Annotated in this window: 12 protein-coding genes; 4 read left to right on the top strand and 8 right to left on the bottom strand. The window is 61.2% G+C overall.

Going from position 1 to position 13,493, the window contains the following annotated elements; translation table 11 throughout:
- Positions 1-96: 96 nt before the first annotated feature.
- From AB6B39_RS02865 to AB6B39_RS02850, 4 genes are all read right to left on the bottom strand, one after another.
- A complete protein-coding gene (locus AB6B39_RS02865; protein WP_284371603.1) occupies positions 97-1,407 on the bottom strand; it encodes a TrkH family potassium uptake protein in 1,311 nt (436 codons plus the stop codon).
- A gap of 3 nt (positions 1,408-1,410) precedes the next feature.
- Positions 1,411-2,067: a potassium channel family protein gene (locus AB6B39_RS02860; RefSeq protein ID WP_284371601.1), complete on the bottom strand. Its 657-nt coding sequence runs from the start codon at positions 2,065-2,067 to the stop codon at positions 1,411-1,413.
- Between the two features lie 62 nt (positions 2,068-2,129).
- Positions 2,130-3,734: a cisplatin damage response ATP-dependent DNA ligase gene (locus AB6B39_RS02855; RefSeq protein WP_284371598.1), complete on the bottom strand. Its 1,605-nt coding sequence runs from the start codon at positions 3,732-3,734 to the stop codon at positions 2,130-2,132.
- On the bottom strand, positions 3,731-4,765 hold the full coding sequence (locus AB6B39_RS02850; RefSeq protein ID WP_348520176.1) for a ligase-associated DNA damage response exonuclease: 1,035 nt from the start codon (positions 4,763-4,765) through the stop codon (positions 3,731-3,733). The genes AB6B39_RS02855 and AB6B39_RS02850 overlap by 4 nt, the downstream gene beginning before the upstream one ends.
- Before the next feature lie 105 nt (positions 4,766-4,870).
- Between AB6B39_RS02850 and AB6B39_RS02845 the strand changes: the two genes are divergently transcribed.
- From AB6B39_RS02845 to AB6B39_RS02830, 4 genes are all read left to right on the top strand, one after another.
- Positions 4,871-5,221: a DUF3140 domain-containing protein gene (locus AB6B39_RS02845; protein WP_284371594.1), complete on the top strand. Its 351-nt coding sequence runs from the start codon at positions 4,871-4,873 to the stop codon at positions 5,219-5,221.
- A 1,064-nt stretch (positions 5,222-6,285) separates the two neighbouring features.
- Complete coding sequence (locus AB6B39_RS02840) at positions 6,286-8,859, top strand: ligase-associated DNA damage response DEXH box helicase (protein ID WP_348520175.1); 2,574 nt, start codon at positions 6,286-6,288, stop codon at positions 8,857-8,859.
- Entirely contained in the window at positions 8,846-9,520 is a 675-nt protein-coding gene (gene pdeM, locus AB6B39_RS02835; RefSeq protein WP_284371592.1) for a ligase-associated DNA damage response endonuclease PdeM, read from the top strand. The genes AB6B39_RS02840 and pdeM overlap by 14 nt, the downstream gene beginning before the upstream one ends.
- Positions 9,521-9,598: 78 nt before the next feature.
- Positions 9,599-9,850, top strand: a complete 252-nt coding sequence (locus tag AB6B39_RS02830) for a GlsB/YeaQ/YmgE family stress response membrane protein (RefSeq protein WP_284371590.1) — start codon at positions 9,599-9,601, stop codon at positions 9,848-9,850.
- Here the strand turns inward: AB6B39_RS02830 and AB6B39_RS02825 are convergent.
- The 4 genes from AB6B39_RS02825 to AB6B39_RS02810 all read right to left on the bottom strand — a co-directional run bounded on the left by AB6B39_RS02825 (position 9,837) and on the right by AB6B39_RS02810 (position 13,493).
- Positions 9,837-10,757 carry a DMT family transporter gene (locus AB6B39_RS02825; protein ID WP_284371588.1) on the bottom strand — a complete coding sequence of 307 codons (921 nt, stop codon included), beginning with the start codon at positions 10,755-10,757 and terminating at the stop codon, positions 9,837-9,839. The two genes, AB6B39_RS02830 and AB6B39_RS02825, sit on opposite strands and share 14 nt — an antisense overlap.
- A gap of 117 nt (positions 10,758-10,874) precedes the next feature.
- Positions 10,875-11,306, bottom strand: a complete 432-nt coding sequence (locus tag AB6B39_RS02820; RefSeq protein ID WP_348520174.1) for a (deoxy)nucleoside triphosphate pyrophosphohydrolase — start codon at positions 11,304-11,306, stop codon at positions 10,875-10,877.
- The gene (gene argJ, locus AB6B39_RS02815) at positions 11,300-12,622 is read right to left on the bottom strand and encodes a bifunctional glutamate N-acetyltransferase/amino-acid acetyltransferase ArgJ (protein ID WP_284371583.1); all 1,323 of its coding nucleotides are present in this window, start codon (positions 12,620-12,622) and stop codon (positions 11,300-11,302) included. Before argJ ends, AB6B39_RS02820 begins: the two co-directional genes overlap by 7 nt.
- Positions 12,576-13,493, bottom strand: a complete 918-nt coding sequence (locus AB6B39_RS02810; protein WP_284371581.1) for a peptidylprolyl isomerase — start codon at positions 13,491-13,493, stop codon at positions 12,576-12,578. The genes argJ and AB6B39_RS02810 overlap by 47 nt, the downstream gene beginning before the upstream one ends.

The following is a 13,493-nucleotide window of genomic DNA, read 5'->3' as shown; positions in this document are numbered from 1 at the left end:
TGCCAGGCGGGCAGAGCGTCGGGTTCACCAAAGCAACGGGGGCGAGGGGCGAAATGTTCCGAGACTCTTCGCTAAATCACAGACTTTAAACGACTTTTATCCAAGATAGACCTTACCTTCCGGATAATGCAGGCGCGGCGGTGTCTTGGTCGCCAGCATGAATCCAAGTGTCAGAGGGCCCAGCCGTCCGAGGAACATGACGACGCAGATGGTCAATTTGCCAAGCGTATCAAGCGCGCCCGTCGCGCCGCGCGACAGACCGACCGTCCCGAAGGCCGAGAAGACTTCGAACGCAGCATCAAGAAAGTCGAGCTCCTGCGTGAGGATCAGCACGAACAGGGCGGTGAAGATCAGCATCAATCCGACGAACAGCAACGCCATGACCTTGAGCCCGGCGCTGGGGCCGATTTCATTGCGCTGCACATGGATGACGCCGGATCGGCGGAAAAAGGCGATCGTGGCAAGCAACAGCACGAAAGCCGTCGTGACCTTGATCCCGCCCGCCGTCGACGTCGCGCCGCCCCCGATGAACATCAGCACCATGGTCAGCAGGGCCGTTGCGTCCGTCACGCCCGCCGTATCCATGGCGTTGAACCCCGCCGTGCGCGGCGTGACCCCTTCGAACCAGCTGGCCTGCAACCGGGCAAACGTACCGTCGAGGCTCCCGAGGGTCGCCGGATTGGTCCATTCCAGGGCCGCATAACCGCCGACACCGACAATAATGAGCAGCGGAGTCCCGATCAGCATCAGGCGCGTATGCAAGGACAGTCGCCGCCAGCGCCGGATCCGGAACAGTTCGGAGAGCACCAGAAACCCCAGACCGGACAGGATGAATTGCAGACTGATCGTCCAGATGATGACAGGATTGCCGACCCACCCCATCAGACTGTCGGAAAAGGTCGAAAAGCCCGCATTGTTGAAGGCGCTGATGGAATGGAACAGGCTATGCCAGAGGCCCATGCCCCAGCCATATTCCGGCACGAACTGCGTCGCGATCAGCGCCATGCCGAGCAGTTCGCAGACGATGAAAATGCCGAGAATGCGCTTCACGAATGGGATCAGCCCGCCCATCGTATCGACATTCAGCTCCTCGGCCAGATAGCGCTGCTTCGAGACGTCGATCCGCGCTCCGATAGCCGCGAGCACGAAGACGGCAAAGGTGATCAGGCCCAGGCCGCCAAACTGGATCAGCGCCATGATCACGCCCTGACCGAACAGGGTCCAGGCACTGCTGGTATCGACCACGATTAGACCGGTCACGGTAACGGCGGAGACGGCGGTGAAAAACGCATCGATCCAGCTGACCGGCTGATGGGCGGCGATGGGGAGCTTCAGCAACGCCGTTCCGAGCGCGATCCAGGCCCCGTAGACGAGCACGAGCCAGGCCGGAATGGACAGTTTGTTCACAGCTTAGCCATGCAGGGCGAAACGGCGCAAATCGGCCCGTTTTCCCGCCAGGATCAATCGGTCGGAAATTGTCAGCGCGTGTGTCGCCAGCTCGCCAGTCAGGATCCGCTCGCCAATATCGACGCCGATACAGGCCAGATTATATTTCGCCAGCGGCAGATCGGCGACCGTGCTGCAGGCCGTGCCGGACGGGGCATTGATGGTGGCAATATAATTGCCGTTTCCGAGATTGAGAAAATCTACAATGTGCGGATTATGCAGCAGCTGCGATAGATGCAAGGCGAAGCTCGCTTCGGGCTCCAGCAGGTTGTTGACGCCCATGGCCTTCAGGATACGGGCATGTTCGGGCGTCTGGGCCTTGACATAGACATCGGTACATCCCGCCTGCATGACCGCCAGCGTGGTTAGAAGGCTGCTCTGCATATCGTCCCCGATGGCGACGATGACGCTGTCGAAATTGCCGATCCCGGCGTGATTGAGCACTTTGGCGTCCGTGGCGTCGGCCTGCATGACGGCATCGATTTCGCCGTCCATCGCGCCCACGCATTGCGCGTCCCGGTCGATCCCCGTAACCCGGTCGCCCATTCGAGACATTTCGCGGGCCAGGGCCGTGCCGAACGTCCCTAGTCCGATCACGGCAATATCGCGTCTGTCAGGCATATATTGTCCTTTCCGGTTGACCAGGACCTGTGCGTCATCGATCCGTGTTCGATCAAGCGAAACTATTTGCCGATGATCGTTTCCATGATTTCGAGCCGGTCGGCCTCATGGGCGGGTTTGTCCCATCGGATGCGGCTGATGCGCGGGAAGCGGAGCGCGTAGCCGGATTTGTGACGTGCGCTGCGGTGAGCGGAATCAAACGCGACTTCGAAGACGAGCTCTTTTTCCACTTCCTGCACTGGCCCGAAACGCGCGACCTTGTGACGTCTGATCCAGCTGTCGAGCTGCTTGAGCTCTTCATCCGTGAAACCGAAATAGGCCTTGCCAATGGGCAGAAGCGTCTCTTCGCCGTCGACCGTCTTCCAGAGCCCGAATGTATAGTCGGAATAAAAGGATGAGCGCTTGCCCGTCCCGCGCTGCGCATACATCAGAACGGCATCGAGCAGGAAAGGGTCGCGCTTCCACTTGTACCAGGCGTGTTTGGGCCGGCCCGCGACATAAGAAGAATCGCGACGCTTGATCATCAGCCCCTCTTTAAGGCCCTCTGAGGCGGCGGCGTCTTCGCGCAGAGCCTTCAGATCCGCAACCGATTTCCAGTCCAGCAATTCGGACAGCGAATAGCGATCCGGGTTCCGTTCGGCGATGAATGCGCTCAACGTGTCACGCCGTTCGTCCAACGTCTGCTCGCGGAAGCTCACCCCGTCCTGGCTGATGATGTCATAGGCGATCAAATGGGCGGGCAGACGCTTCATGAGCGCAGCCGAAGGTTTCTTCTTGCCCAATCGCTGTTGCAGATCATTGAACGACCCGATCGCGCTATTGGGTCGGACCAGCAACTCCCCATCGATCACCGCGTCCCAATTCACGGTGGCCGCGAGATCCGGAAAGCTGTGCGAGATATCGTCGCCCGTGCGCGAATAGATGCGTGCCGCGCCGTTCATGCCCGCCACCTGCACGCGGATACCGTCCCATTTCCATTCCGCCGTATGGGTGTCCGGCGACAGGCGATCCAGATCAGCCTCTTCGTCGATCGGATGGCTCAGCATGACGGGCGAGTAGGTCAGCACCTGACTGATGTCTGGCATCGCCGCCGTCCCGTCGATCCATGCGAACAGGTCCGCATAGGGCGGCGAAATGCCGTGCCACAGCTCCTCGATTACGCCGACATCGACGCCTTTCATATTGGCCAGCGCCTTCTTCACCGTCCGTGCGCTCATGCCGATGCGCAGTCCCCGCGTGCCGAGCTTGAGCAACGCCCAACGCTGGTGCGGCGCCATATTGTCGAGCAGGGTGATCAGATAGTCCCGGATGCCCGCCTTGTTGCGGACCTTGAACTCCTCGATCACCTCATGGAGGTCCGGCAGACGGTTGAGGCGGACGGGATCCGGGCTCTGCGGCCAGGCCAGCGCGACGGTCTCGCTCATCTCGCCGACATAGTGGCGCGAGAGCTGGAAGAGGTACGGGTCCATCCGCTCCTCCATCAGCGTCTTGACGAGATTGCGCTTGAACAGGTCGAAACTGAGTGTCCCGCCAATCGCCGCCAGCGCCCACCCCCGGTCCGGGTCGGGCGTCGTTCGCAGGAACTCCGCGAGGATCGCTTCCTTGGCGAGATTGGAGTTAGTGAAATAGAGGTCGTCGAGCAGGTCGGCGAAGGCGGGAAAGCTCATTCTCCGATCTCCTCTTCCATACCGATCAGGTGCAGCCCCTTCGCGTTGATGCCTTCCTTCTTCAGCGCATATTCCAGCGCTTCCACACGGCCATGCGTGATCCACACCGTCTTCGCTTGGGTTTCGCGGCACGTCCGCAGCAGGTCGTTCCAGTCGGCATGGTCGCTGACCACCAGACCCAGCTCGGCGCGCTTCTGGCGGGCCCGCGCTCGGATCTGCATCCAGCCGCTGGCGACCGTCGGAAGCGGGTCGGCGAAGCGGCGGGACCACCGGTCATTGATCTGGGCGGGCGGGCAGAGCACGATCTTTCCCCGGAACAGGTCCCTATCCTTGCGCGGGATCTCGCTGACCAGCTGCCAGTCCCCGAAATCCTGCCCGTAGCTCTCATAGAGTTCGGTCAGGCGTTTCAGCGCGCCGTGCAGATAGAATGGGTGCTCATACCCCGCGAGCCGCAATGTTTTCATCACGCGTTGGCATTTGCCGAGCGCGTAAACGCCGACGATGTGGGTGCGGTCTGGGAGCGTTCGCATACTCCGCATCAGCTTTTCCACCTCTTGTTCGAGTGGCGGATGCTGAAACACCGGCAGGGCGAAAGTGGCTTCTGTGATGAACACGTCGCAGGGCACGACCTCGAACGCCGCGCAGGTCGGATCGGGATGGCGCTTGAAATCGCCGGCCGCCACGATGCGCTGGCCCTGATATTCGAACACGGCCTGGGCGGAGCCGAGAATGTGGCCGGCGCTGGCAAACCAGAGCGTCACCCCGCCGCCAAGATCATGCCGCTCACCATAGCGCAGCGGCACGCGCACCGTATCGTCGGAAATGTAATAGCGCGTATCCATGATCGCCATGGTTTCCGGCGTCGCCCAGACTGTACCGTGCCCCTTGCGCGCATGATCGGCATGGCCATGGGTGATGACGGCGCGCGGGCTCGGCTCCATCGGGTCGACATAGACGTCGGCGGGCGCGCAGTAGAACTGCCCGTCGCGGACTTCCATCCAGCTTTCGGAGTCGATTGGGGCCGGGTCCATCATGTCACTCCTGACGGGCGGCGCGACAAAACGTTCCCCTGCGGAACGCAAAACCGGTCCTGCCGTTACAAACACGATCTTTCATACGCAGCAGAAGCCGCCCTCATGTCATCTTCCAAAAGCCGTGACCAAATCTGGGACGAATGGCGCGACCTCGTCAATATGGCGCCCCAACAACTGGATGACTGGCTGGATACGGACGAATCCAGGTCAGTCGGGGATCGCGACAATGGCGAGAGTACCGGTCATAAATCCGGTCGCCGCATCGTCACCATAAAACGTACCAAAAAGGACGATCTGAGCGACGATCAGTGGGACCATATGGCTAGGGTCGTCGGCTATATCAAACGCCATTGCAGTCAGGGCGCGACGGAAGAGGATGTCGAAACCAGCAACTGGACCTACTCGCTCAAGAACTGGGGTCATGACCCGTTAAAAGATGATGGATGCGCGTGAGAGCTGAAGGCGCTCCCGCATGCCGGGACGGAATGAGACCTTCGCCACCGTTCATCCTCTGATGCAGATTTCTCCGTCCTCTCCCCCTCCACCCCGTCGCTTCGTTCGCTCACGTTCACTCCCGCGTCGCGGTCCCCCTCCCCCTGTCCGGGGGAGGTGGCTGAGCGTTAGCGAAGTCGGAGGGGGAGAGGACGGTGAGGGTTTTGAAAAAGGGCGCGTTTTCTTTCCCGCCATCACACAACTTGATTGTCTGATCCATGGCCTCGATCTCTCGGCTAGCCTGACGGCCCCTGCCATGGATCGCACAATCGCGCTCTGCAATGACGGAAGAGAAGAAATAGACTTTCCTCCCCTTCTTCCGCTGTCGCCGACTTGACCGGCGAGCCTATCTCCTGCCGTCTCGGCTGGCGGAAACAGGTGGGAAATAGGCAGGCCGATCAAGTCGGCCTGAGCGGAATTATAGAGACCTGCTTGGATTGATCCCCGCCTATACCTTTAACGCCGCCGGTGTTTTCAGAGGCTTGTCAGAAAGTCTGCCAATTCCGTCCACCCCTTCATTTCCCATGCTTTTCTAGCTTCACCTGCTTCGGACACGAGAGAGTGTATGGCTTTTGGTATGAGCGGGGGCTTGGGGGTTGGGCGTTGCGTGAGGTCATACGGCACGCAGGGCCCCACCCGGCGAAGCGACCAATGGTGAGGCGGGGGCGAGATACGAGTCCCAGGTCTGGTCTGTTTCGGACCAGGCCCCGGATGCGCCCTCCCGCTAAAACCGGGATGATGAGGCTGTCCTCGAAAGGGGCAGCTTCGTCTATCCCGCTCCGGGGTGAGGCCATGGTGGCCCCTCGGGGCCACGGCGCTGACGACCGGATGCGCTCCTCAGGCGCGCGGACTGTGTTCGCTGAAAATGGTTCTATTTCTCGTTCCCCATCAGGGAACACAGTCCGCGCTCGTGTCACTCACGACGCAGAATGGACGAAGGCCGCGGCCCCGATGCCCGGTGGGACAATGGCGCCTGGGCTGAAATGAATCGGAGCGGATCGACGCTTTCATACGTATCCAATCTTGTGTCCGTCGCGCCTACATCGTCCGAACCACTGATTCCGTCTGACATTGACGGCTGGTTCGCCGCGCAGGGATGGCGCGTGCGCGATTATCAGCGGCGCATGGTGGACCAATTCGCACAGGGACGCGACACGCTACTGATCGCACCGACGGGCGGCGGCAAGACGCTGGCCGGGTTCCTGCCATCGCTCTGCGATCTCGCCAAGAAAAAGGAAGACAGACCCAGCGACGCTGAACCCGCCCTGCATACACTCTACATCTCGCCGCTGCGGGCGCTGACCAATGATATTGAGCGCAATCTGATGCGGCCCGTGACGGATCTGAGCCTCCCCATCGAGATCGGCATTCGCACGGGCGACACGAAAAGCTATCAGCGTAAGAAGCAGCAAACACGCCCGCCGGACATTCTGCTCACAACACCGGAATCGCTGATGTTGCTGCTCTCCTACGACAACGCGCCGAATTATTTCGCGTCGCTGAAATGCGTGGTGATCGATGAAATGCATAGTTTCACGACCGGCAAGCGCGGCGATTTCACGGCGCTCGCTCTGGCCCGGCTGCAGACGCTGGCCCCCGATCATGTCCGTTTCGGCCTGTCGGCAACAGTCGCTCAGCCGGACAAAGCCGCCGCCTGGCTCGGTCCGACAGGCGCACCCGCCGACCGGATCGAGGTGGCGGGCGATACGCCGCCGGCGATCACCATCATCGAGCCGGAAGGGCGCTTCCCGCTGGGCGGACATTCGTCGCGCTTTGCCGTGCGCGACATCTACCAGATCATTCGCGATCACCGGACAGCCATCGTCTTCGTCAATACGCGCGCCCAGGCGGAAGTGCTGTTCCAGCAGCTCTGGGAAGCCAATGAGGACGGGCTGCCGATCGGCGTCTATCACGGATCGCTGGCCCGCGATCGGCGGCAGAAGACGGAAAGCCTGATCGCGTCGGGACAGATGCGCGCCGTGGTCTCGACTTCGGCGCTCGAGATGGGGATCGACTGGGGCGATGTGGATGTAATCATCCAGGTCGGTGCACCCAAGGGCGTTTCGCGCCTGCTGCAACGGATCGGACGGTCCAACCACCGCATCGACGAAGCCTCCAAGGCCGTTCTGGTCCCGACCAATCCGCTGGAGGTCGTCGAATGCGACGTCGCCATTCAGGCGATCGAGGGCGGTCATCGCGACGGCGAGACCTATTCCGACGGGGCGATGGATGTGGTCGTGCAATATCTGGTCAATCGCGGCTGCGCCGGACCGCTGAAAAAACGCGAAGCGCTCGCCGAGATCCGTTCCGCCTGGCCCTACCGCCATGTCACCAAGGCGGATTTCGACGCCATTCTCGCCTTCGCCGTCGATGGTGGTTATGCGCTGAAAAATTATGAGCGGTTCAAGCGGTTGAGACAGACCTCACGCGGCTACATGATTGCAGATAAATTCGCCGCGCGGCGACACCGCATGAATATCGGCACCATCGTCGAATATGCCAAGCTGAAGGTTCGCCGCATTCCATCACCCAAATCCAAGCGCGGGCGCGTCGTCGGCGAGATCGAGGAACGGTTCGTCATGAACCTCAACCCCGGCGATACATTCGCCTTCGCTGGAGAGACGCTGCGCTATCAGGGCATTCGCGACATGGCGGTCGAGGCCGTTCCCGCCCCGCGGGCCCGACCGAAAATCCCTGCCTATGCGGGCGGAATGATGCCGCTCTCCTCCTATCTGGCGGACGGGGTGCGCGCCGTGGTCAGCGATCCGGCACAATGGCACCGGCTGCCCGATCAGGTCGAACAGTGGCTGACATTGCAATCGCTCTTCTCCGACCTGCCTGGACCTGACGGATTGCTGGTGGAAAGCTTCTTCGACCGCAACGATCATGTGCTGCTGGTCCACACATTCGAGGGGCGGAAAGTCAATAATGCACTGGGCTTCCTGCTGACCAAGCGGATGGAGACACAACGCCTCGCCCCGATCAATTTCACCATCACCGATTATGCGCTGACCATCACCAGCCTGGAGCCGGTCAATTCGCTCGACGGTCTGCTCGATACGGATATTCTGGATGCCGAGCTGGACGACTGGATCGTCAATTCGCCAATGATCAAGCGCAGTTTCCGTAAGATCGCAACCATTGCCGGACTGACCGAACAGCGCCTGCCCGGTCAGCAGCGCACCATGAAACAGGTCACGTTCTCGACGGACCTGATCTATGACGTGCTGCTGAAATACGAACCGGATCACATATTGCTGCGGATCGCGCGGGAGGAGGCGGAAAGCGACCTGCTCGACATTGGCCGGTTGCGCGGCTTCCTGAGCGAAGTTGCTGGCAAGACTGTATTCCGGACTTTGCCCCATGCCAGCCCCCTGTCTATTCCGGCCATGATGCAAGTGGGCAAGGAACGGATTCGCGGCGAAGCCCAGGACCGGCTCATGGCAGAAGCAAGCCATGTTCAGGACTATATGAACGGGGTCGGCGACTCGCTGCTGGATCAGGTCAGAGATTATGTGGACAGGGCGGCGAAACAGGAACCAGACGGCGGCGCCAGAACGCCCGCAACCCCAACGACGCCGGGTCATGGAACGGCTTGAGTTCGCAACCCGCGCGGGACTGATCGTGTTCGACTACCGCAAGGCCGCCTTCCTGCCGGACTGCGAGACCTTGCTGGTCGCCGATCTGCATTTCGAAAAGGCGTCCTATCTGCAGGCTATCGGCGGTGCACCTCTGCCGACCTATGATACGATGGACACGCTCGCGCGACTGGACGCGCTGATCGATCACTTTCAGCCCCGGCATGTTGCTGCGCTCGGCGACAGCTTCCACGACATTGCTGCCGGAGAGCGCATGAGCGCGCGCGATTTTGACGCGGCCAATGCGCTGGTCGCCAGGGTTTCACGCTTCACCTGGATCCTTGGCAATCATGATCCCGACATTCCGGACGGGCTCATCGGCGGGCGCGAGGATCATCTGCAATGCGGCGATTTTCTACTGACCCATCTGCCAACCCATCCATTCGGTACGGTGGGCGTCAATCTATGCGGACATCTGCATCCCAAAGTACGGGTCCAGACCCGGCGCGGCGGAGTGGCCAGGCCCTGCTTCGCTGTCAGCCGACAGCGTATCATCCTGCCCAGCTTCGGAACCTTTACGGGCGGGCTCGATGTGGGCCATCCGGCGATTGCCGACGAGCTGGACGGACCACGCGCCTTCTTCGCGACGACGCCGCGCGGCGTCATTCCGCTGGACGGTTGAGCGGGTCTTTCATGGAACGGCTTTGGTCTAGCCGGATTAACGTGCTATAAGTTTGCATCATTTGTGGGAGCCTCTGTCATGAGCATTATCTGGACTATTATCGTCGCGGCGCTTGCCGGATTCGTCGCCAAGATCATTCTACCGGATCGTCATGAGCCCAAAGGGTTGATCATGATGATCCTTGCCGGAATCCTGGGCGGGTTGCTCTTCACCTGGCTCGGACAGACGCTCGGCTTTTACACAATGGGCGAAGTCGCTGGCTTTATTGGCACGGTCATCGGCGCCATTCTCGTGTCCATCATCGCATCGAAGATTTTCAAGCGCGGCTGAAAATCCGACCATCTGTCACAAGAAGACCGACGCCGATCAGCGCCCCACCGGCCAGCTGCATCGGCGTTAATCTTTCCCCGAGAAACATCGCCCCCAAGGCGATGGCTGAGACGGGTATCAGATAGGCGACGAGCACCGCATTGGTCGCACCAGCCCGGTCGATCAGGCGGAAATAAAGGATATAGGCCAGCACCGTCGACAGTAGTGCCAAAGCCAGCAGCGCCAGCCAGGCGTCGCACGGCGCGGCGGCGAGCGGAGCCAGACCATCTGTTGCTATTGCGAGCGGGACCATCAGTATGGCGGCGAGACTACATTGCCCCGTCGCAACCATGAGCGGAGAGATGCCGATCCGTGAAAAACGTCGCGAGACGATGCCGGCGACCGAATAGCATAATGCGGCCAGTATGACCGCGGCCTGACCCAGCGCGGAGCCATTCGCATTGAGAATCGCCGACGGCCCGACCAGCACCCCGACGCCGAGCAGACCGATTGCAACGCCCCCGAATTTGGCCAGCGTGATCCGCTCATCGGTCAGAAACAGCCCCGCGATCACAACGGTGAAGAGCGGGGCTGTGGCGTTGAGTATGGCCGCCAGGCCACCCGTAATGCGGGTTTGTCCCCATACGATCAGCATGAACGGCACGGCGACGCCGATCAGTCCGACCGTGGCGAGCGTCGCCCAGCCGCCTGCGTGTCGTGGGACAGGTGTGCGTGTCACCGCCACCAGCCCCCACAGGACTGCGCTGGCCAGGGTCAACCGTACGGCAATGATCGAAAATGGCGGCAGGCTTTGCAGCAGAATTTCGACGAAAAAATAGGACCCGCCCCAGAGCAGGCCCAGAACGAGAAGGATCGCAACTTCGGCACGCCCCATCCGGGTCCGGATCGCAGATAAAGTGTCGCTCATGTCAGCCACACCGGGTCTTGTGCGAAAATATTCGCAGCCAGTTGAGCGCTTACGCGAAATCCGGCTGCGACCCAGGTTTTCAAGATCCTGAAAAGTATCATCTGCCCAGTCCAGCCATCAAGTCAGAAACCGCCGTCCCTTGGGCAGGCGCGCAGCCAGATGGCGCGCCAACGGGATGTCAGCCGGCAAGAGGGGCAGCCGAACAATATCTTCGGCCCAAGCCCATTTCGTCGCCTGCCCTTCGCGCGGGCGAACCATGCCGTCCCACTGCCGACAGACATAGGTCGGCATGATCAGGTGGAAATCGGGATAGGCATGGCTGGCGAAAGTCAGCGGTTCCAAGCAGTCCAGACACGGCTCGACCGATAGCTCTTCATAGAGCTCGCGCACCAGCGTCTCTTCAGGCCGCTCACCCGGTTCGATCTTGCCGCCGGGAAACTCCCACAAACCGGCATGATCCCGACCGTCGGGACGCTGCGTCACCAGCACGCGTCCGTCCGCATCGATCAGGCCGCAGGCGGCGACCCACAGAACAGGGGTTTTCACGATCGGTAATCCGCATTGATGTCGATATAGGCGTGGGTCAGGTCGCAGCCATAGACGGTTGCGGCCCCCTCGCCGAGCGCGAGATCGACCCCGATCCGGATCTCCGATTGCTTCATATAGGCCGCCCCCATGGCTTCACGGTAATTCGGGTCAGGCTGGCCATTCGTGGCCAGGCAGTGCGGACCGATATGAATGCTGAGCCGGTCCCGCTCGGCCGGTTCGCCAGCCTTACCGACCGCCATGATGATCCGGCCCCAATTCGCATCTTCTCCGGCGACGGCCGTCTTGACCAGAGGCGAATTGGCGATGGACCGGGCAACCGCGTCGGCGCTGGCATTGCTGACCGCGCCCGTGACGACGACCTCGATCAGCTTGCTGATGCCTTCGCCGTCGCGCACGATCTGCTGCGACAGATCGAACATTACACGGCGCAGAGCCTGTCGGAAATCCGCCAGTGCGGGATCATCGCTTCCCGTCACTTCAGGGTGATCGGCTGCCCCGCTGGCCAGTAGCAAGAGTGTGTCGGACGTCGACGTGTCGCTATCGACGGTGATCGAATTGAAGGTCGGCCCTGTCAGATCCGTCAACAGAGCCTGCAGGCTTGCCTGATCGAGGCGTGCATCCGTCGCTATATAAGCCAGCATCGTCGCCATGTCAGGCGCGATCATGCCCGACCCCTTGGCGATGCCGTTGATCGTAACCCGGGTCCCGTGGATCATCGCCGTCGCGCTCGCCCCTTTGGGATAGGTATCCGTCGTCATGATGGCGCGGGCCGCCGCGTCCCAGCCATCGCTGCGCATCCGGCTGGCCATGTCCGGAAATTGCGCCACGACCTTGCTGGCGTCCAGCGCGACGCCAATGACGCCCGTGCTGGCGATCTGGACCGCGTCCGCATGACCGCCGAACACCTCCACCGCACCTTGCGCCGTCAGCTTGACGGCGTCCCGTCCGGCCTGACCGGAAAAGACATTGGCCGTCCCGCTATTGACAACCACCAGACGCGGGCCGTCCGGGCGGGCCGACAAGGCCTTGCGCGACCAGTCCACGGGCGCACCGGGGCAGCGATTTTGTGTGAAGACGCCTGCCACAGATGTGCCCGGATCACAGCGTAACACCCAGAGGTCGGTCCGGCCCCGATATTTCACCCCGGCCTCTGCCGTCGCCATGGTGAAACCGTCGAGCGGCGGCAGCGTCGGAAAATACTCTGGCGCAAATGGGCTGATAGCTGTCGTCATAAGGCGTTGGAAATCTTCAAGTTCGGCGTGCGCACTGTCAGGGATCGGGCGTTTCAGACGCGTCCGGCGCCATATCGGATTCATAGACGCGTTCGATCGCAGCATCCTCCCGCAGATCCGACATCAGGCCGTCAATCGCTTCGAATGTCATGAAGCGCGCAATGTCTTCGCGCATTTCCTCGAAACTTCGCTGATTGGGGATACGACGATCGAGAACTTCCAGAACCACCCAGCCGTCCTGCGCTTTGATCGGCCCCACACGGCCACCGATCGGCGCCGCGAAGACGGCGTCGCGCAAACCGGATTCGACCATATCGCGGCTGAGCCAGCCCCGTTCACCGCCCGATTGCGAAGTTTGCGCATCGATCGACAGCTCTGCTGCCAAGAGCTCGAAATCCTCTTCGTCGCGCAGCCGGTTCAGCACATTTGTGGCCTGTTCTTCGTCCGCCACGACAATCTGGCGGATGCGCCGTTCCTCACCCCGTGAGCCGAGATTGTTCTGCGCCTCGTAAAGGGTCCGGATCGTTTCCTCGTTCACCGTCGCCGCCAGATGGGTCTCGATCCGGTAATTGCCCAGAATGCGCTCTCGCGCCGCGGCCAGTCGCCGTTGCGCTTCCTCCTGCTTCATCAAGTCCTGGCTGATCGCATCGAGTGCCAACAGGCGCTGATCGATCAGTTCGTCGACAGTCACCTTGAACACATTGCTACCCGTCGACAGGGCATCGCCCTGACCGATCAGTCCTTGCGCGACCGCGGCGCGTTCCACATCGGACCGGTAGATCACGGTCTCTTCGACCCGCGCCACAACTGGATCATCGGCGCGCTGTATGGCACTTGTCGGCAGATCAGCATTCAGAGACGTCCCGGATTCATCCGTGCCGGAACAGCCCGCCAGAACAGCACTGAACAGTATCAAACTCAGCCCTGTCGGCATCACCCGTCTTATCGTCATCAT

Source organism: Algimonas porphyrae (assembly GCF_041429795.1).
Classification (GTDB): Bacteria; Pseudomonadota; Alphaproteobacteria; order Caulobacterales; family Maricaulaceae; genus Litorimonas; species Litorimonas porphyrae.
The sequence above is the reverse complement of the archived record's forward strand: the minus strand, read 5'-3'. Positions and strand labels throughout refer to the sequence as shown.